Annotated in this window: 18 protein-coding genes, 1 tRNA gene and 1 pseudogene; 11 read left to right on the top strand and 9 right to left on the bottom strand. The window is 35.2% G+C overall.

The genetic code is table 11. The annotated features are described in order from the left end of the window. A partial coding sequence (locus A9G37_RS08835) for a helix-turn-helix domain-containing protein (protein WP_065574496.1) occupies positions 1-246 on the bottom strand: 246 nt, incomplete at its 3' end. Between the two features lie 263 nt (positions 247-509). Here A9G37_RS08835 and deoC point away from each other — a divergent pair. The 3 genes from deoC (at position 510) to ispC (ending at position 3,184) form a co-directional block, all read left to right on the top strand. Further along, a complete protein-coding gene (deoC, locus tag A9G37_RS08830; protein WP_065568913.1) occupies positions 510-1,181 on the top strand; it encodes a deoxyribose-phosphate aldolase in 672 nt (223 codons plus the stop codon). A gap of 61 nt (positions 1,182-1,242) precedes the next feature. Then, a complete protein-coding gene (gene deoR / locus A9G37_RS08825) occupies positions 1,243-2,004 on the top strand; it encodes a DNA-binding transcriptional repressor DeoR (RefSeq protein WP_065568912.1) in 762 nt (253 codons plus the stop codon). A gap of 1 nt (position 2,005) precedes the next feature. Next, positions 2,006-3,184 (top strand): 1-deoxy-D-xylulose-5-phosphate reductoisomerase, encoded by a 1,179-nt coding sequence (ispC, locus tag A9G37_RS08820; protein WP_065568911.1) that lies wholly within the window; start codon positions 2,006-2,008, stop codon positions 3,182-3,184. 137 nt (positions 3,185-3,321) lie between these two features. On the opposite strand, the gene A9G37_RS08815 is transcribed toward ispC, so the two are convergent. Beyond that, positions 3,322-4,281, bottom strand: coding sequence for an aminoimidazole riboside kinase (locus A9G37_RS08815; RefSeq protein WP_065568910.1), 960 nt, complete (start codon positions 4,279-4,281; stop codon positions 3,322-3,324). A 313-nt stretch (positions 4,282-4,594) separates the two neighbouring features. On the opposite strand from A9G37_RS08815, the gene A9G37_RS08810 reads away from it, so the two are divergent. Then, positions 4,595-6,064 (top strand): glycoside hydrolase family 32 protein, encoded by a 1,470-nt coding sequence (locus A9G37_RS08810; protein WP_065568909.1) that lies wholly within the window; start codon positions 4,595-4,597, stop codon positions 6,062-6,064. Between the two features lie 44 nt (positions 6,065-6,108). On the opposite strand, the gene A9G37_RS08805 is transcribed toward A9G37_RS08810, so the two are convergent. Then, the gene (locus A9G37_RS08805) at positions 6,109-7,113 is read right to left on the bottom strand and encodes a LacI family DNA-binding transcriptional regulator (protein ID WP_065575290.1); all 1,005 of its coding nucleotides are present in this window, start codon (positions 7,111-7,113) and stop codon (positions 6,109-6,111) included. 195 nt (positions 7,114-7,308) lie between these two features. Between A9G37_RS08805 and A9G37_RS13225 the strand changes: the two are divergent. Both A9G37_RS13225 and cysE read left to right on the top strand, forming a co-directional pair. Next, positions 7,309-8,616, top strand: a pseudogene (locus A9G37_RS13225) (oligosaccharide MFS transporter). 116 nt (positions 8,617-8,732) lie between these two features. Then, complete coding sequence (cysE, locus tag A9G37_RS08790; RefSeq protein WP_065575289.1) at positions 8,733-9,494, top strand: serine O-acetyltransferase; 762 nt, start codon at positions 8,733-8,735, stop codon at positions 9,492-9,494. A 62-nt stretch (positions 9,495-9,556) separates the two neighbouring features. On the opposite strand, the gene A9G37_RS08785 is transcribed toward cysE, so the two are convergent. The 5 genes from A9G37_RS08785 to recN form a co-directional block, all read right to left on the bottom strand. Next, complete coding sequence (locus A9G37_RS08785; protein WP_065575286.1) at positions 9,557-10,390, bottom strand: mechanosensitive ion channel domain-containing protein; 834 nt, start codon at positions 10,388-10,390, stop codon at positions 9,557-9,559. Positions 10,391-10,451: 61 nt separating this feature from the next. After that, the gene (slmA, locus tag A9G37_RS08780) at positions 10,452-11,045 is read right to left on the bottom strand and encodes a nucleoid occlusion factor SlmA (protein ID WP_034909580.1); all 594 of its coding nucleotides are present in this window, start codon (positions 11,043-11,045) and stop codon (positions 10,452-10,454) included. Beyond that, positions 11,042-11,500 (bottom strand): dUTP diphosphatase, encoded by a 459-nt coding sequence (gene dut, locus A9G37_RS08775; RefSeq protein WP_034909576.1) that lies wholly within the window; start codon positions 11,498-11,500, stop codon positions 11,042-11,044. Before dut ends, slmA begins: the two co-directional genes overlap by 4 nt. Then, complete coding sequence (gene coaBC / locus A9G37_RS08770; protein WP_065575285.1) at positions 11,484-12,710, bottom strand: bifunctional phosphopantothenoylcysteine decarboxylase/phosphopantothenate--cysteine ligase CoaBC; 1,227 nt, start codon at positions 12,708-12,710, stop codon at positions 11,484-11,486. Before coaBC ends, dut begins: the two co-directional genes overlap by 17 nt. Before the next feature lie 52 nt (positions 12,711-12,762). Then, complete coding sequence (gene recN, locus A9G37_RS08765; RefSeq protein ID WP_065575284.1) at positions 12,763-14,424, bottom strand: DNA repair protein RecN; 1,662 nt, start codon at positions 14,422-14,424, stop codon at positions 12,763-12,765. Positions 14,425-14,546: 122 nt separating this feature from the next. Here recN and A9G37_RS08760 point away from each other — a divergent pair, with 122 nt between their 5' ends. From A9G37_RS08760 to metF, 4 genes are all read left to right on the top strand, one after another. Continuing rightward, on the top strand, positions 14,547-14,951 hold the full coding sequence (locus A9G37_RS08760; RefSeq protein ID WP_065575283.1) for an IS3 family transposase: 405 nt from the start codon (positions 14,547-14,549) through the stop codon (positions 14,949-14,951). Between the two features lie 802 nt (positions 14,952-15,753). Then, on the top strand, positions 15,754-16,305 hold the full coding sequence (locus tag A9G37_RS08750) for a DUF1440 domain-containing protein (RefSeq protein ID WP_034909547.1): 552 nt from the start codon (positions 15,754-15,756) through the stop codon (positions 16,303-16,305). Positions 16,306-16,479: 174 nt separating this feature from the next. Further along, entirely contained in the window at positions 16,480-18,753 is a 2,274-nt protein-coding gene (gene metE, locus A9G37_RS08745) for a 5-methyltetrahydropteroyltriglutamate--homocysteine S-methyltransferase (RefSeq protein WP_065575281.1), read from the top strand. Positions 18,754-18,886: 133 nt separating this feature from the next. Next, positions 18,887-19,762, top strand: a complete 876-nt coding sequence (gene metF / locus A9G37_RS08740) for a methylenetetrahydrofolate reductase [NAD(P)H] (RefSeq protein ID WP_034909628.1) — start codon at positions 18,887-18,889, stop codon at positions 19,760-19,762. Positions 19,763-19,827: 65 nt separating this feature from the next. Here the strand turns inward: metF and A9G37_RS08735 are convergent. Then, positions 19,828-19,904 (bottom strand) — tRNA-Met (locus tag A9G37_RS08735). A 609-nt stretch (positions 19,905-20,513) separates the two neighbouring features. Between A9G37_RS08735 and A9G37_RS13630 the strand changes: the two genes are divergently transcribed. Next, on the top strand, positions 20,514-20,668 hold a 155-nt coding region (locus A9G37_RS13630), incomplete at its 3' end, for a helix-turn-helix domain-containing protein (protein WP_141671143.1).

The raw sequence follows: 20,668 nt of genomic DNA, 5'->3' as shown, positions 1-20,668 counted from the left end.
AACTTGGCGCCATACCGAAGACTCTATTGGCTTACCATTACCGCTGTTTTTCCGCCTTTTCCTAGCTAGGGTTACCGCATCATGTGCTTGATAGGCTTGATTAGGTTTTGAGTTTCTTTTTATCTCACGACTTATTGTCGAAGGATGTCTATTGAGTAGCTGGGCTATCTCTTTTTTATTCTTTCCGGCTTGTAATAATACGAAAATTTGGTATCTTTCCTTCCTAGAAAGGTGATTATAATACATAGCAATCTCCAAACTGTGGTGGTGCGAAGGTGCTAGTATAAATCACCTTTCTACTTTCTTCACTCCACCGTGTTTAAAATTGCACTTCATGGTGTAATCTAGGAAAACTAAAATTTAAACACAGATTTTTATCTGTACTATTTCAAGCAATTACGACATAATGTTACTATAATAACATTATCACCGTATATCTGTTATTAAAATAACATTTTACACCTAACAAATTTATTAAATTAGACATCAAAACTAAAAAAATTAAGGATATCACTATGAATTATGCAAAGTATATCGATCATACTTTACTTGCGATGAACGCAACAAAAGACCAAATAACTAAACTCTGTGAAGAAGCTAAACAATATCATTTTTATTCAGTTTGTGTTAATTCAGGCTATGTTCCTTTAGTGGCTAGTTTACTAAAAGGTAGCGATGTAAAAGTGTGTTCAGTAGTTGGCTTTCCTTTAGGTGCAATGCTAACTAGCGCTAAAGCCTTTGAAACCGAAATGACGGTTAAAGCAGGTGCGCAAGAAATCGATATGGTTATCAATGTGGGTTGGTTAAAAAGCAATGATTGGGATGCGGTTAAACAAGATATTGAGGCGGTATTTAACGCTTGTGGCGCTGTGCCATTAAAAGTGATTTTAGAAACTTGTTTATTAACTAAAGACGAAATTGCTAAAGTCTGTGAAATTTGTAAGCAAATCGGTGTTGCTTTTGTTAAAACCTCGACTGGGTTTAGTGTATCTGGCGCAACGGTTGAGGATGTTAAGTTGATGCGTGATACCGTTGGCAATGAGATGGGGGTTAAGGCATCGGGTGGTATTCGTGATCGTCAAACGGCTGAAAAAATGGTTCAAGCGGGGGCTTCGCGTTTAGGGGCTAGTGCTGGTATTGCGATTGTTTCTGGTAATGTAACTTCGACCAGTGATTATTAATCAATGATATCAATTAATAAGCTACTTATCTAGCTTGTTATTATTGATTTATAGGATCAGCATGGAAACACAATCACAAAAAAGAGTGAATGATCTTATTCAACTTTTAAAAAAAACAGATAAGATTCATTTAAAAGAAGCCGCTAAGTTGTTGGCTGTTTCAGAAATGACCATTCGCCGAGATTTGAGCAATGTTGGTTGTTCCCTAAGTGTTTTGGGTGGCTATGTTGTTAGTGATGCTCGTCATCAAATTACCCCGTATTTTTTGTCAGACCAACAAGATAAACAGGTTTATGAAAAACAATATATTGCCAATATAGCTAGTAAATGCATTGTAGAAAACGATACCGTCTTTTTTGATTGCGGTACGACTATTCCTTTTATTATTGATGCCATTGATGATGAAATAACTTTTACTGCTATCTGTTATTCATTAAACGCATTTTTAGCATTACAAAATAAATCTAATTGTAAGACAATTTTATGTGGAGGTCATTATCAGGCTAATAATGCGATTTTTAGCGCTATTGGACAGCATAGTGGATTAAATTCGATTTGCCCAAATAAAGCATTTATTTCGGCCGCAGGGATTGATATTGAACAAGGTGCAACTTGTTATCATTTTGATGAACTTGATATGAAATTGCAGGCTATAAAAAAATCAGGTCAAAATATTTTGATTGCCGATTATACTAAATTTAATCAAGTTAAACCGGCTTTTATTGGTGAGTTAACTCTGTTTAATCAAATTATTACAGATAAAATGCCAACCAAGGAATTTATTAATTTTTTAGCTAATCATAATATAGATTTAATGTATTAATATGAAAAATATCACAATTTTAGGTTCGACAGGTTCAATTGGTTGCAGTACGCTAGCGGTTATTGCTCAAAATCCACATCTATTTAAAGCTTATGCTTTAGTAGGAGGTAATAACGTTGCCAAAATGACTGAGCAATGTCTGGCTTTTAAGCCTAAATACGTTGCCATGGCAACGGCGCAAGCTGAGATGGCATTAAGAGCAAATCTTGCCAATCTAAAATTGGATATTGAAGTGTTAAGTGGTGAACAAGCCATTTGCGAATTAACGCAGTTGCCCGAGGTCGATCAAGTGATGGCCGCAATCGTTGGAGCCGCAGGATTAAAACCAACTCTTGCTGCGATTAAAAAAGGTAAGCGTATTTTGTTGGCCAATAAAGAATCGCTAGTAACCTGTGGACATTTATTTATGCAATCGGTTAAAGAGTATGGTGCTGAGTTGTTGCCGGTAGATAGCGAACATAACGCTATTTTTCAAAGTTTACCAACGACGGTACAGCATGATTTAGGTTTTGCTAACCTTGCTGAGCATGGTATTACTAAAATCGTGTTAACAGGTTCTGGCGGACCATTTCGTGATTGGGATTTAGCTAAACTGGCACATGTCACCCCCGAGCAAGCGGTTGCTCACCCTAATTGGTCGATGGGAAAAAAAATATCTGTTGATTCAGCAACGATGATGAATAAAGGGCTGGAATATATTGAAGCTCGTTGGCTATTTAATGCCAGTGCCGACGAAATGGAAATTATTATTCATCCACAATCAATTATCCATTCAATGGTACGTTATCAAGATGGTAGTGTGATAGCTGAACTTGGTGTGCCTGATATGTGCACGCCAATTGCTTATGCCATGTCTTACCCCGATCGTGTTCCTTCAAGCGTACCACCTTTAGATTTTACGCAAATTTCGTCGTTAACATTTAAACAACCTGACTTTGACCGTTATCCATGTTTAAAATTGGCAATCGATGCCTTTAATCAAGGGCAAGCGGCTACCACTGTGCTCAATGCCGCCAATGAAGTTGCGGTTGAAGCATTTTTGCAACATAAAATTGGTTTTATGGATATTGCTAAAAATGTATCAAAAGTATTAGATCAATTGGCTTTCCCTGAGCCATCGACAATTGATGATGTTTTTATGATAGATCAATGGGCAAGATCACAATGCAGTCGGTGTTAAATGCTATTTGATTTTATAAACAGTAATTTAACTAAATAGTTAAGTTATTGAGTGGTAAAGGGCAGTCAATAACAATTATATTTTGAAACTATTGTGCTCAATTTTGCTGCCCTATTAGTAAGTTTTTACTATTTTTATTATGCCATTTGTTTTGCTGTTAATGTTGGATTATCGCTAATAAATGATTGTAAAAATGTACTATCAGGTAGTGCAGTTAATGCGCCTTTTTTGGTTGTAGCTAAGGCTCCACAAGCACTGGCAATGGTCATCATGCTTTCTAACATCAGTTTATCATCAGGCATGCCTGATGATGCAATACTGCTGAGTAATCCTGCGACAAAAGCATCACCTGCACCGGTTGTATCAACACTATTTACATGGTACGAATCAAACGAAAAATTTTTGCCTTGCCATAATACAATGCTGCCATCTTTACCTTTGGTAATTAATTTTAATGATGCTTCATAGTGTTGTTGTAGTTTATTTAATGCTTCACTCCAATCATTGCTTTGAGTTAACCAAAATAGTTCTTCGTCTGATAGTTTGAGGATATCAGCATCATGACAAAATTGGGTAATGGTGGTGCGCATTTCGTCTTTATTGACCCACATCTGTTCGCGCAAGTTAACATCAAAGCTGATTAGGCCATTTTTAGCGGTAAGCTGTTCAATCGCAATTTTAAGTGTTTGACGGCAAGTGTGGCCAACTAGCGCCAAAGAGCAAAAGTGTAAAATATCTTGGTTAAAATTAGGAATTGCTTGCTGAGATAAAAATTGATCAGCTGAAGGTGAAACCAAAAAAGTAAAACTACGTTCACCGTTTTTTCCTAAATCAACAACCACAGTACTTGTTCGATGATGTTCATCTTTTTCAATGCTTTGACAATCAACGTTATATTGGCGGAATGTGGTTTCCATAAAATCACCAAAAGGGTCATTACCAACACGACCAATAAACGCTGAAGGCAACCCTAATTTTGCAACACCAATTGCAACATTTGCAGGTGCGCCACCAGCACATGCTTTATAATTCATATCACCAAATGGCAATAAATCAATAACGGCATCCCCAAGGGACCAAACTTTAGTATTATTCATTTTTTAACTCGATTATAGTTAGTTACTGCGGTAATCTAGTATAGTGACAGATTACTTGAGTTTTTTGAAATATGTCATCTTTTTACTTTTTAGTAAAGTCATTAATAGTTAATCTGTTGTTGAATTTATAATAGTCATTTTTTAAAAGTCCGCCATAGACTAAATCATTTGACAAAAAATTCATTGTTAACGTTAAAAATATGTGACTATCATCACATATTTTATCGCTAATTTCATTAACAGTTAACGTTAACAATTAAATTAAGATACTATTAAATAAAGGTATCTAATATTGGATAAAAAAGGGGTTTTTATGTCTACTGCTATTGATAAAGCCAATCTAGCTGTTAAAAATTTAGAAAAAGCAATGAATAAACAATATTATCCACATTTTCATTTAGCTCCACCAGCTGGTTGGATGAATGATCCTAACGGTTTGATTTATTTTAAAGGTCAATATCATGCCTTTTATCAGCATCATCCTTATGATGAAAATTGGGGACCAATGCATTGGGGACATGCTGTTAGTGATGATTTAATCACATGGCGAAGGTTGCCAATAGCTATTGCTCCCGATCAAGAATTTGATAAGTCAGGCTGTTTTTCTGGATCGGCCGTAGATAATAATGGTGAGTTATGCTTAATTTATACTGGTCATATATGGTTGAGTGGCCAAGGTTATGATGAACAGATTCGACAAAGCCAATGTCTTGCAACTAGTAAAGATGGCATTCATTTTGAAAAGCAAGGCACAGTACTTATCCCCCAAGACGGAGTAATGCACTTTCGCGATCCTAAAGTGTGGCAACAAGATGGTAAATGGTGGATGGTTGTTGGTCAAAGAACGCCAAATAATGTTGGTCAAGTTTTACTATTTAGATCTGATGATTTAAATGAATGGCAATTGGATCATGTTGTAGTGAGTGATATCGATCCAGATGTTTATATGCTTGAATGCCCTGATTTTTTTCCACTTGGTGATAAATGGGTTTTGATGTTTTCACCACAAGGGTTGAAAGCAAAAGGTTATCAGTATCGTAATCAATTCCAATCAGGCTATATAGTAGGTAATTGGCAACCTGGGCAGCAATTTTCAATAGTTAAACCCTTTCAAGAAATGGATTTTGGACACGATTTTTATGCACCGCAATCATTTCTTGCCGCTGATGGACGTCGTATTATTTTTGCTTGGATGGATATGTGGCAGTCAGCCATGCCAAGCAAAAAAGATAAATGGGCAGGCGCATTTACACTTCCTCGTGAACTGATTTTAGATCAAGATAATAAAGTCAAAAATCGCCCAATAAAGGAACTTGAAGCATTGCGCGAAAAGCCAAAATCATTTGATGAAATAATACTCAATAGTGAGCTTAAAAATACCAATATTGAGTCAATTTGTTGTGAACTTTGTGTTGAATTTGATCTAAAAGAAAGTGATGCTGAGCGTTTTGGTTTGCAACTTGCAGCCACTGAAAATGGTAAACAAGCAACATTACTATATGTTGATTTACAATCTAATCGTATTGTTCTTGATCGTAGTTTATCTGGTCTTGAATTAACTGGTTATCGTAGCGTACCATTACCAGAGAGCCAAAAATTAACTTTACATGTGTATGTTGATGCTTCATCTGTAGAAGTATTTGTTAATGGTGATTTATATAGCCTTTCAAGCCGTATCTATCCAAAATTACCAGCAGAGCGAGTAGTTAATTTATTTGCTGAAAATGGTAGCGCCAAAATAACAAAAGTAGATAGCTGGCAGTTAAAATCTATTTATGCGTAATTGATGATTGAATTGATCGCCATTTGGCGGTCAATTTAAGTAAGCTATAATGAATTCCTTTCTAAATAAGGTGATGCTACCTGTATTATCTGTTTTTGGTTTTTGTTATTAATTATATGTAAAGCTGCTTGTTCTCCAATCTCATAATGAGGCAATTGCACTGTTGTCAGGGGGGGATAAAATAGTTCTCCAGTACCTACCATGTTATCGTAACCTAATACAGCCACATCAGAAGGAATATGAAGTCCTTGACCAAGTAAATATTGATAAGCAACAAAAGCTATTCGATCATTACCACAAATTAATACATCAAAATCGGGGTTTTTATTACAATGCTGTTTGAGTATATCAACCGTCATCATATATTCTTGAGCAAGATCATCTGATAAAGTTGAGGTATGGTAACTAGTAATCTTATTTAAATTGTAACCCGCATCTAACCACGCTTGCTCAACAGCTTTACGTCTAGTTTTCCCTGCTAATGTGGTTTCTGATAAATAAATGCATAATGGTTTTTTATAGCCTTTCTTTATTACCTGTTGCATGGCTTGATATTGACCCAAATAGTCATTTGGAATGTAGCAAGCTAGTTGTTTTGAATCACTTATACAGTTGGCTAATACAACATTTTTATCTAATAACTTTTCAGGAAGTTCAACTTTTCTTAATCCCATCGTGGTATAGATAATACCGTTAGGGCGATATGATAGCAGGGTGTTTATTGCATGATCGGGATCTTTATCATCAAATAAATTAACTATAAAGGTATTCCAGCCATGATCTTGTGCAGTCTTTTCTATGGCTTGTAGTAATTCTACCGAAAATGGCGTCATTGCTGTTTCTAATGCCAAAACACCAATTGCTCTTGGTCCTGAATTATCACCACGAATCTTCCTTGCCGATAAGTCAGGTACGTAATTAAGGTGCTCAATAGCTTGTTTAACGCGTTTGTAAGTTTCTTTATTTAATTTTTCAGGGTTATTTATTGCGCGTGAAACCGTCATCAATGAAACAGATGCTAGCTTTGCAACATCCTTAAGTGAAGCCATAGTTAAATCCTTTTGTTTAACAAGATAAAAATGATTATCAGCCATTACTATGCATGATGATACCACAAATAGAAATGATAAAAAGTGTGAGGTAAGTAACATTTATGACAATTGGTTCTATCTATTTAGTATCAAATATGACAATAATGTTAACGTTAAACTTCATCGATTTTCAACAATATAAGAGTAATAAACATGAATATGATAAAAAATAGAAACTATTGGTTCTCGTCTGGTTACCTTATTACTTTTTATGCTGCGTGGTCGCTGTGGTGGTCTTTTTACGCAATTTGGCTAAAAAGTAAAATTGACTTATCAGGTGAGCAGTTAGGTATTGTTTATGCGGCTAATTCTGCCGCAGCCATGTTTTTCATGATTTTCTATGGCATTATCCAAGATAAATTACAAATAGGTAAAGCCGTAGTGACCTTCCAAAGTATTATCATGGTTCTTATTGGCCCTTTTTTAATTTATGTGTATGAACCTTTATTAAAAAATGATTTTATTTGGGGTGTTTGTATCGGTGCACCAGTTTTAAGTGCCAGCTTTATTTCGGGCAGTGCTTTGATTGATTCTTTTATTGAACGTATTAGTCGATTATTTGGCTTTGAATTTGGTCCTGCTCGTTTTTGGGGATCATTTGGTTATGCTGCTGCAACGTTTGTTGCGGGTATTTTATTCGGCATTGATCCTCATATTAACTTTTGGATGGCGTCGGGTGTTGCGGTTATCTTTTTCACCATTAATATGATATTTAAGCCAAAACAATATCAAGCATCACCAACTGCAAATAACGATACTGCTTTAGTAGAAAAAACAACGACTATACCAACAATGGGCGAAATCTTATCGCTGTTTGGTTTGCAATAATTTTGGTTGTTTGTGTTGTTTGTTATTGGTACTTATAGTTTTTATACTATCTATGATCAGCAGTTATTTCCTAATTTTTATACTGGTTTTTTTGAAAAACCAGAAGATGGCTATCAAGTTTATGGTTATTTAAATTCCTTCCAAGTCTTTTTAGAAGCAACTTGTATGATCATTGCTCCTTATTTTATTAACAAAATGGGAGCTAAAAAATCGCTATTAGTTGCTGCACTAGTTATGATTTGCCGAATTGCATTATCTGCAACGTTAGATAATATTTATCTGATATCATTCGTTAAGTTATTTCATGCAATTGAAATTCCATTATTTATTTTGGCGATGTTTAAATATATTGTAGGTAATTTTGATGCTCGGTTATCTGCTACACTTTATTTAGTTGGTTTTAATATTTCATCAAATCTTGGCGTTATTGTGTTGTCATGGTTTGTGGGTAAATTATTTGATAATACAGGATATGCGACAACATTTTATGTGCTCGCAGGTGTTGTTTTGATTACTTCGATAATAGCTATATTTACTTTAAGTGACGAAAAAAAGCAAAACAACAATGATTTTAAATTAGCTCTAATAATTATAAAAATGGGGACATATTGTTTCCATTTTTCTTTTTATTGATGTCAAATCAATACAACCCTTGCTTCTAAGGAAAGTTTGCGAAACAATATTAGCAATTTAGATAATATGTATAGGGACTTGTAGTGAACGATGTAAAAGTAGTTGTTAAACCCGAGATGTTATGGCAAACCATTCGACAAGAAGCTTCTGAATTAGTTGAAAGCGAGCCGATGTTAGCTAGTTATTTCCATGCAACATTACTCAATCATGAAGATCTGGGGAGTGCTTTAAGCTATATTTTAGCTAATAAGCTTGTTTCTCAGGTTATGCCCGCTATTGAAATTCGTGAAATTGCCCGTCAGGCTTATCAAGCGGACCAAAATATTATTCAGTCAGCTATATGCGATATCATGGCTGTTTATATTCGCGATCCAGCCACTAATTACTATTCAACACCACTTCTTTATTACAAAGGATTTTTATCCTTGCAAGCTTATCGAATTGCACATTGGCTTTGGAGGCAAAATCGTAAGTCATTGGCTATTTTTTTACAAAGCCAAATTGCGATTGTATTTGGCGTTGATATTCACCCTGCGGCAAAAATTGGCTGTGGAGTAATGTTTGATCACGCAACAGGTATTGTGATTGGAGAAACAGTAGTAATTGAAAATGATGTTTCTATTTTACAATCGGTTACATTAGGCGGAACGGGTAAAGAAAATGGTGATCGCCATCCAAAAATTCGTGAAGGGGTGATGATAGGAGCTCATTCAACGATTTTAGGTAATATTGAAATAGGCAAAGGTGCTAAAATTGGAGCTGGCTCTGTTGTGTTAGATCCCGTACCTCAGCATACAACCGTTGCAGGTGTACCAGCCAAAGTGGTGGGTTGCCCTGATTGCGAAAAACCAGCTCTAAATATGGATCAAGATATTTAATTGTTATTAGATAATAAAAAACTCCGTTGATAAAACAGACGGAGTTTTTAATAATTGATTGGCTACTTATTGTTAAGATTTATATCCATTGTTGGGTATGGAATATTAATATTATTTTCAGTTAATCCATTTTTGATATTTTCAAGCAGCTCACCTTTTACCGTGCCATAATTTTCGTTTAATGTCCAAACTAACACATTAAAATTCATCGAGGACGCATCTAAAACATCTAATCGAATGGTAGGCTCTTTGGATGTTAATATATTATTAGTTTTATCAACTGCTTGCTTTAACACTTGATAGACTTTTTGAATATCTGAATCATAACCAACATTAACCACCAAATCTAAACGTCTTTCTGGTAAGCGAGTATAGTTGATAATATTAGCACTTACTACTTGGCTGTTAGGAATTATAACTAGTTCGTTGGTTGGTGTAACAATAGATGTTGAGAAAATTTGTATAGAATCAATAATACCTTGCTGACTATTGATTATTACCGTTTCACCGACTTTAAATGGACGAAAAATAATTAAAATAACTCCAGCCGCAAAGTTAGATAGTGAACCTTGTAACGCTAAACCAACAGCTAAGCCAGCGGCACCAATCACTGCAACAATGGATGCTGTTTGAACTCCTAATTGACCTAAAACGGCAACCAATGTCATTACAATAGTCGCATAGTATGCTAATGCACTAACAAATTTAACAACAGTTGGATCAACGTGTCGATTTGATAATATTCTTTTTAATTGGTTGCTAATAAATCTAGCGATAGTTCTACCAATAACAAAAATAACAATGGCAAAGCAAAAATGAGCAATATAGCTAAATACAACCCCATCATATTTTTCAATAAATGAAAGGGTATAATTTAAAAAACCTTCAAAATTCATATTATTATCCTCAGTAATGGGTAATAGAAATTTTTGTTAAAGTATTTTAATTCACAATTGGCTAAACAAGTTGTTTGATTAATAAAGACCAACGTGTATCAAAATTAGTTGTTGGTAGATATTTAAAACCTGAACGAGAATAACGTGCCATCATTCCCTCGCAAAAAGCTAATAATTGGCTAGATAAAATACGTTCATCAGTTATGAAGGCAACACCTTCACGAATTTTTCGCTCGCGTAAAACTTGTTTAATTTGAGTTTCAATTCGTTCAAATAGCTGGCTAATACGTTCTTGTAACTGATCTTGCTCAAACATTAATGCGTGCCCAGTCATAATTCTGGTTAATCCTGGGTTCTTTTCAGAAAATCCTAATATCAAAGCAAGAATAAGTTGTAACCGAGTAAATGTATTTGGCTCTTCATGCATGATCACATTTATACGGGATAACAAAATATCTTCAATATAGACAATTAAACTTTCAAACATTTTTGTTTTACTCGGAAAATGTCGATATAAAGCTGCTTCAGAAACACCTACTGTTGCAGCTAATTTGGCCGTAGTTATTCTTTGAGTGCCTTCATTAGATTCAAGCATTTTTGCCAATGCTTGTAAGATATCTTCTTTGCGATTTCTATTTTTGCTACTCACGATCATTTTTTACCCGAATGTCCAAAACCACCTTCGCCTCGTGCTGATTCAACAAATTCATCAACAATGTTAAATTCGGCTTGTACAACCGGAACAATGATTAGTTGAGCAATTCGATCGCCTGCTTCAATCACAAAAGGAGTTTGGCTTCGATTCCAAACAGGAACAAATAGTTGACCTTGATAATCTGAATCAATCAAACCCACCAAATTACCAAGTACAATACCATTTTTTGAACCAAGCCCTGAACGCGGTAACACTAATGCTGCTAAACTAGGATCAGCAATATGCATTGATAAACCAGTCGGCGTTAGGATAGTTTCTCCTGGTTTTATTTCGGTTGTTTTATCAAACATTGCTCTTAAATCAATGCCTGCAGATCCTTCAGTTGCATAAGTAGGTAGAGGAAATTCGTTACCTAAACGTTTGTCTAATACTTTTATATCAATTTTTCTTTTCATCATGACTCGCTTTATATCGTGTTATAACAGTTTGAAGTAACTGTGTTGCTAATTGGTTTTTACTGCTTAATGGTAACGTTTGCTCACCATTTTGCCAATACAGTGTTAATGCATTTTGATCGGAATTAAAGCCAATGGCTTTATCGGAAACATCATTAGCACAAATTAAATCTAAATTTTTTGCGGTTAATTTTTTTAGTGCATAAGTTTTAACATCATTAGTTTCAGCGGCAAACCCTACCACAAAAGGACGATGTGTTTTTAGTGCTGCGACACTAGCTACAATATCGGGATTTTTAACTAATTCAATCACAAGTTCATCGTTATCACCCGTTTTTTTAATTTTTTGTGTCGCAATTGTTTTAGCATGATAATCGGCAACAGCGGCACAAGAAATAAAAATATTTGATTTTTTAGCGTGATTCATTGCTTCATCGTACATCTGTTTAGCGCTTTTAACGTCAATTCGGTTGACATTATTCGGCGTATGTAAATGAACTGGTCCACTAATTAATGTGACATTGGCACCCATTTGAGCAGCGGCGTTTGCAATTGCAAATCCCATTTTTCCTGAACTGTAATTACTAATATAACGAACTGGATCGATTTCTTCGATTGTTGGTCCTGCCGTAATGGTAATTGATATATCTGAAAGCACTGAGGTTGATTTAAAATAGTGGGTTATTTCTTCAACAATAGTGAGCGGATCAAGCATACGTCCTGGTCCAACATCACCGCAGGCTTGAAAACCACTGTCTGGACCTAAAATTAAGGTATTTCTTGACGCTAATACAGATAAATTATGTTGAGTTGCGGCGGCTTTATACATTTGTTGATTCATCGCCGGAGCAATGGCAATTGGCGAAGATGTTGCTAAACAAATTGTTGATAACAAATCATCGGCAATACCATTTGCCATTTTAGCAATAATATTGGCGGTTGCAGGCGCAATTAATACTAAATCAGCCCATTTGGCAAGTTCAATATGACTCATAGAAAGCTCGGCCGATGGATCAAAGAGATCGCTAGAAACCTGATTGCCAGAAACAGCTTGAAGCGTCATTTTAGTAACAAAATGGCTAGCAGAATCAGTCAAAACTACATGCACTTGCGCGCCAGATTTTTTTAAATGGCGAACAAGGTCAGGACATTTATAAGCGGCAATCCCACCAGTAATCCCTAACAAAATACGTTTACCCGATAGACTCATGATCATGCTTCCTTCACACCAAAAATGAAAGCGTTATATTACCACAATTAAGTTAGATAATAAGTAGCTCTTTCGCATTGGCTAATGTTGCATCTGTAATTTTATCGCCGCCTAATAATCTCGCTAACTCGTTTAACCGCCCATTTTCGTTTAATTTTTGCATATCTGTAGTGGTTTTTTTACCATTAGTTTGTTTACTAACAAAATAGTGTTGATTAGCTTGTCCTGCAACTTGTGGTAAATGAGTAACGGTAATTACTTGAGTTGATTGTCCAAGCTGCCTTAATAGTTGCCCCACTTTTGCGGCAGTTGGACCGCTGATCCCAACATCGATTTCATCAAAGATTAAAGCTGGCGTATCCATTTTTTGCGCAGTTAAAACTTGAATTGCCAAAGCAATACGCGATAACTCACCACCTGAAGCCACTTTTGCAAGCGGTTGTGCGCTTTGTCCTGCATTGGTGCTGACTAAAAATGTTACCTGATCGGCACCGTCTTCATTTAATCGATTTTCATCAAAAGCAATATCGATACTAAATTGTCCATTAGGCATAGATAATTCATGCATAATAGTGGTGACTTTTTTAGCTAATGTTTTGCTTATCGTTAACTTTTTTTGATGCAATTTTGTAGCAATTTCAACGGCGATTTGATGGTATTTAGTAATATCATTTTTAAGTTGTTCACTTTGTTCATCTTGCTGATTAATTTGTTTAAATTCAGCTAACAAAGTTTGATGTAAATCTGGCAATTCTTCGGGCAAGACATGATGTTTACGCGCCAAAGCAATCTGTTTAGATAACCGCTGTTCTAGTTGCATGACTCGAGCAGGATCGAGTTCTAAACGTTCACTATAATGACGAAGCTCATCACTTGCTTCTTTAATTTGAATAGATGCCTCTTCCAACATGTTATAAACGTTATTTAACGCTGGATCAAGCGAGGTTAGTTCTTGAACACTATTTTTCACACTGCTTAGTAAATTACTGACGTTATAGTCGTCTGCCTCGTCTAACAACATGACAGATTGCTGGCTTAGATTAATTAACTGTTCGCTATTAGATAACCGTTTGTACTCTTCATCAATTTGTTGAAACTCCCCTTCAATGGGCGAAAATTCATTAAGTTCTTTTAATTGATATTGCAAAAGTTGCATATGTGCATCACGCTCTTGCCTTGTTGTTTCGTATTGCTGGTAAGCCCGTGTTGCTTCTTTCCATTTCTTATAGGCTTGATGCATTTGAGCAAGTAGTGTTGGTTCATTCATATAATGATTTAACAACAACTGCTGATAATCACTGCGTAACAGGCGCTGATGCTCATGTTGCCCATGAATTTGAATCAACATTTGCCCCAAATCTTTTAATTGCGAAATAGGAACAGCTCGACCATTAATAAACGCTTTAGAACGCCCATCTTGATTAATTACTCGTCGCAAAATGCACTCATTACCCTCATCAAGTTGATTTTCGCGTAACCAAGCAAAAGCCGCTGGCGTATCATCAAGCACAAAACAAGCCGAAATATCAACACGATCAGCCCCATGCCGAATAGATGAAGCATCAGAACGATTACCTAAACATAATCCCAATGCATCAATAGCAATCGACTTCCCCGCGCCCGTTTCACCCGTAATAGCGGTCATCCCCGTAGTAAAGTCAACAAGAAGCTGATCCACAATAGCAAAATTATTAATAGTTAGTTGAGTTATCATAATAAATTAATACATAAGGCTAGTTATAATATTGGCAGTATAGCAGTAAAAATACTGTGAATAAATACAGGGTTGTATTTTTGTTTTTTGGAAAGGGGGCGAAGATGTAACTATCCCCTAAAATAGTACAGCAAAAAAGTAGAAAATTCTCTATGATAAAAGTAAAAGAGGATTTAATAAGGATTACCCGTTATCTGGATAAACTGGCCGAATATCATGGCTATCCACTCAAAATACGAGTGGATAATGGACCGGAGTTTACCGGAAAAACATTCATCGACTGGGCTAAATCACATGATATAACCATTGATTATATCCAGCCCAGTAGTCCCTATCAAAACGGGTATATTGAACGATTTAATCGTACCTATCGAACTGAAGTACTCGATTTATATCTTTTTAACAACTTAGCACAAACAAGGAGAATAACCGAAGAATGGTTAACGATTTATAATACCGAAAGACCGCATGAGGCATTAAATAACATGACACCGATTGAGTATAAAACACTAAAACAAGCAGCATGATTTTCTACGTGAGCTGTGTACTAAGTTTGGGATATTTACACTTTAACTGGCAAAAACACAAAATTTAGGATAGGGTCGATTTTTTTGTATATTAAACAGAATTATTGCACTGTCTGGTTTTTTGTTAGTTTTTAGATCTTATTTATATTATATCTGTAGACATAGCCATAAAGCATTCTGTAACTATTATTAAGTGAGACTTATTTAAGTCTTGTTTATTTTTATTTGTTGCTCAACTCTTCCTACATTTGCTGTTTTTATTGGATTTTTATATTATTTTCCATTCTTTCCATGCTTTTTGCATCATTAATTTCTTTCATCGTGTTGTTAATTGGTACAAAAGTAATAAAAGAAAACAACAGTGCTACAACAATATAATCGGCTCTACGTTTATGCTTTTTTAATAGGATGTAAAAAAAATTCACAATACAATTAAAAATAAACAAAACAACAATAATGAAATTGATAATTTCCTGTGGAGATATTGTGCCTATTCCATTATTACCCAAACCCGGGGAGATAAAACACACTTCTAAAAAATAAAGCACGTAAAGAAAATAAACCATACTTAAAACCGATAACAAAATCTAAAATTTTATATTATTATCAATAAAAATACTAATTAATTGTGGACTATAAAAATACCGTTTATAAAAATTTAACAGATTATTTTTAATAAATGGCCACTTTCTATTATTTCAATTACGTTTACCGTTAGCTAATTCTTTCTATTCTTCTTTTATCCAAAATTACACTGGAGTATAATTCACACACCTATTATTGTAATTGTGGAAAACCCAGTATGTTTGGAAATAAAACAAATCGTCAAATCATTATTTGGACAACAATCATTGGTGGTTTTATTAGTGCTTTAGTTAAGTGGGGATCAGAGGTTAATATGCCTCCTCGTGTCCCGGGTGAAATTTCGCCTCCAGCGGCACATATTGATGCATGGCTTGGTTGGTTAGGGATTGATTCTCATTCACTTGATTATATTTATCAAACAGCAACTGTTTCTGGTGCGGTAACGCTTTATCACTGGTTATTCAGTTTTGCTTTCGCCTTTGTTTATGTGGCTGGTGCATATTATTGCAACAAAATCCGACTATGGTATGGCGCAGTTTATGGCACGATTATTACTATTTCTATGCATGGTTTTTTAATTCCATTACTTGGCTTTCGTCATCCTGCTTATGATGCCGAAGGTACTGTTGGTTGGTTATGGAATTTAAATGGCTATGAGCTTTGGAGCGAAATTTTGGGTCATATCTATTGGGGCGTTTCAATTGAAATTTGTATGATTGCCGTTCTTGCTCATTTTTCAAGGCCTATTCGTGGCGAGTGGCGTCAATAATTTAAGTTAAATCACTTAATACTAAATCCTACTATTTAACTATAGTGGGATTTTTTTATTTTATCAGTTATAGTTAAAAACTATATTAACCAATAAAAAACTAGAATTATTCAATATCTGTTTTTTTTGTTATCTTCTTTATCACCAAAGAAAGTCGATAAAAAGGAAATAAAAATGAATACTGCTGTTATTGGATATCCTCGAATTGGTAAGCTTCGTGAACTTAAATTTGCAACAGAAGCCTATTTTAAAGGTAATAAAACACAAGCTGAATTATTAAACGAAGCTAAAACGCTACGAGCTGAGCATTTAAAACAACAAGCGGCTCAAAAAATTGCCTTTATTTCATCTAATGATTTTTCATTCTATGATGCGGTGTTAGATACAGCGTGTTTACTTAATGTTATTCCAAAACGTTATCAAGATTTAGGTTTACCTGAACTTGACCGTTATTTTGCGATGGCACGTGGTTATCAGGGTGAAAAAGGCGATGTGAGAGCGCTCGCTATGAAAAAATGGTTTAACACCAATTACCACTATTTAGTACCTGAAATTGAAGATTCAGTACAAATTAAGTTAACAGGTACTAAACCTTTTGACGAATATCAAGAAGCTAAAGCGTTAGGTGTGCAAACCAAGCCGGTTGTGATTGGAGCCTTAACCTTTTTTAAATTAGCGCAGTATTTAGGTAAAAAACAGCTTGTTGATTTTAAAGACGATATTATTAAAGCTTATCAAGACATCATCCAAAAATTCACAACACTTGGTACTGAGTGGATCCAAATTGATGAACCCATTTTAGTCACTGACCTAAATAAAGACGATATTGCTTTATTTACCGAACTTTATCAAGCGATTTTATCGGTTAAAGGTAACACCAAAATTGTTCTACAGACCTATTTTGGTGATGTGCGTGATTGTTATAAAGAACTTGTCGCTTTACCTTTTGATGGTATTGGTCTTGATTTTGTTGAAGGTAAACAGTCATTAACTTTACTTGAAAACAATGGCTTCCCTGCCGATAAAGTTTTATTTGTTGGTGTGGTAAATGGAAAAAATATCTGGAAAAACAATTACCAAAAGACCTTAACATTGCTTGGTAAAATCAAACAAAAAGCTGCAAATATTGTAATCAATACTTCTTGTTCATTACTACATGTTCCTTATACATTGCAAAATGAAACCAAATTAACCATTCAACAACGCGCTTATTTTGCTTTTGCACAAGAAAAGCTACAAGAACTTGCTGAACTTGGTCAATTATTTAAGGATGCAAATCCTGAAAATAATACCGCTTATAAAGCTAACCAAACATTATTTACTCGTGAGCGTGAGGGCGCAAATCAAACAGTACGCCAAAAAGTGGCCGCATTAAAAGATTCGGATTTTACTCGTTTACCTGAATTTTCAGTGCGTGAAGCAACGCAGAAAAAAGCCTTTAATTTGCCACTATTACCAACAACCACTATTGGATCATTCCCACAAACGCCTGATGTACGTTTAAATCGTGCTAAATTCAAAAAAGGTGAAATTTGCCTGAACGAATACACTGAGTTTAATCAACAAAAAATTGCTGAATGCATTAAATTACAAGAAAAAATTGGTATTGATGTGTTAGTACATGGTGAATTTGAACGTAATGACATGGTCGAATATTTTGGTGAAAGCTTAAATGGTTTTGTGTTTACTGAAAAAGCATGGGTACAATCTTATGGTACTCGTTGCGTTAAGCCACCAATTGTTTGGGGTGATATTTCACGTTCAAAACCGATTACCGTTGCATATTCAAAATATGCACAAAGCCTGACAGACAAACCAGTTAAAGGTATGTTAACAGGACCTGTGACTATTCTAAATTGGTCATTCCCGCGAGAAGATATTTCTCAAAAAGAATCAGTATTCCAAATAGCATTAGCAATTGGTGATGAAGTATTAGATCTTGAAGCAGCAGGTATTAAGATCATTCAAATTGACGAAGCGGCATTAAAAGAAAAATTACCTCTGCGTAAAGCCGATTGGAGCAGTGAATACCTTGATTGGGCTATCCCTGCGTTTAGATTGGTACATAGCAAAGTACAAGCAGATACGCAAATCCACACCCATATGTGTTATAGCGAATTTGCCGACATTATTAAAGATATTGATGCAATGGACGCCGATGTTATTTCGTTCGAGGCTTCTCGCTCTAATTTGCAGTTGATTGACGTACTTAATACAAACAATTTTAAAACTGAAGTGGGACCTGGGGTTTACGACATCCATTCACCACGTGTACCACCAGTAGCCGAAATAAAAGCAACGATTGAAAAGTTACTCGCGAAGATTGATAACCAAAAATTGTGGATCAACCCAGATTGCGGTTTAAAAACTCGTGGCGAAAAAGAAGTGGTTGAAAGCTTACAACACTTAGTACAAGCCACTTTAGAAGTAAGAAAAACACTGAAATAAGCACTGTTTTTACAAGGTCGTTAAGTTTTTCATTAACAAAGCAGACTTTGTTTAGCCTTACGTTTCCGCCGCCTATTTGGGCGGCGGAAGTGTCAATAAGGAAAATGAGTGACATAATCAATGGATGAAACAAATGAAAACAAATCTACTATTTAATAAAAAAACCGTGTTCTCCTTTGAGGTTTTTCCCCCTAAAAAAACCTCACCTTTAGAAACAATTTATAGTACATTACGTGAACTTGGTTATTTTAAACCTGATTTTATCAGTGTCACTTATGGTGCAGGTGGTAGCTTAAATGGCCAAACCACCATTGATATTGCCCACTCAGTCAAACATACTTATGGTATTGAAAGCGTCGCTCACTTGCCGGGGATCAATTTTGATAAAGCTGAAATGCAAAAAATCCTACATGATCTTAAATGTGCAGGAATTGATAATGTGCTTGCTTTGCGTGGTGACATCAACCCGAATGTGCAACCTAAAGATGATTTTCGATACGCTAGCGAGCTGGTGACATTCATTAAAGAAAACGGTGATTTTAACGTGATTGGTGCATGCTATCCCGAAGGACACCTTGAAGCAGCAACACTAAAACAAGATCTGATCCACCTAAAAGAAAAGGTCAATGCAGGTACCGATCAACTGATTTCACAGCTCTTTTTTGATAATGATTATTTTTATGCTTTTTTAGATAAAGCACGTGATATGGGCGTTAATGTACCGATCGAAGCTGGAATTATGCCAGTAACCAATAAAAATCAAATTGAGCGCATGGTCTCAATGTGCGGTGTAAACCTACCGAAGAAGTTTAAACAGATGATGGAAAAATATGAACATCATCCAGATGCATTTCGTGATGCCGGTATTGCTTATGCAATCGATCAGATTGTTGATTTGGTTTCTCAAGATGTCGATGGAATTCACTTATACACCATGAACAATAGCTACATAGCAAGGCGCATTAGCGAAGCAGTATCAACATTGCTAGCGGTGCCAAAATCGGAATAGTGATGGTATAAAGATAAAGTATATTTTTTGGGAGTACTGTGGAGTTGTTGCGGACTAGCTAAAATTGGTTGCGGGGGCTGGATTTGAACCAACGACCTTCGGGTTATGAGCCCGACGAGCTACCAAGCTGCTCCACCCCGCGTCAAAGAAGTGGCTATATTATAGCAATAAAATAATAAAGCAATACCTATTTAGCTTAAACGCCACATTTTTAAACATTCTTGAGTAGATCTAGATTATTTTCTTACATAAACACAAATTCACTTGAAAGTTTTTAACAAAAATTTTAGTCTCCTCCAAAACCAAAGACAGCAAAATCCAACTGCGCTGAAAATAGCAATAATTTTATAACTATAGGATTTTAATTAAAAATCAAGATAAAAATCAAATAAAATCAATACCATACCTGAGCAATTTTGATAAGTAACACATTAATTTTTTTACATCAGTATTTCAGTATACTTAGATAAATAAACAAAAGCCATTAACATTAATATAATGATTAACAAATATCGAGGAGTGATCAACATGATGCTACTATCTGATTATCTAAAATCCACAGATATTGATTAATTAATACTAAATTAAAAAAAGTTGCTATGACAAACTTAAAACATATTCTTAATGATCACTACACAGAATTAGAACCCTGGATTCAAACATGAAGTGCAATTTTAAACACGGTGGAGTGAAGAAAGTAGAAAGGTGATTTATACTAGCACCTTCGCACCACCACAGTTTGGAGATTGCTATGTATTATAATCACCTTTCTAGGAAGGAAAGATACCAGATTTTCGTATTATTACAAGCCGGAAAGAATAAAAAAGAGATAGCCCAGCTACTCAATAGACATCCTTCGACAATAAGTCGAGAGATAAAAAGAAACTCAAAACCTAATCAAGCCTA

The organism is Gilliamella sp. GillExp13, assembly GCF_001690815.1.
Classification (GTDB): domain Bacteria; phylum Pseudomonadota; class Gammaproteobacteria; order Enterobacterales; family Orbaceae; genus Gilliamella; species Gilliamella bombi.
Note: the sequence above shows the minus strand (reverse complement) of the source record. Positions and strands in the feature narration are given on the sequence as shown.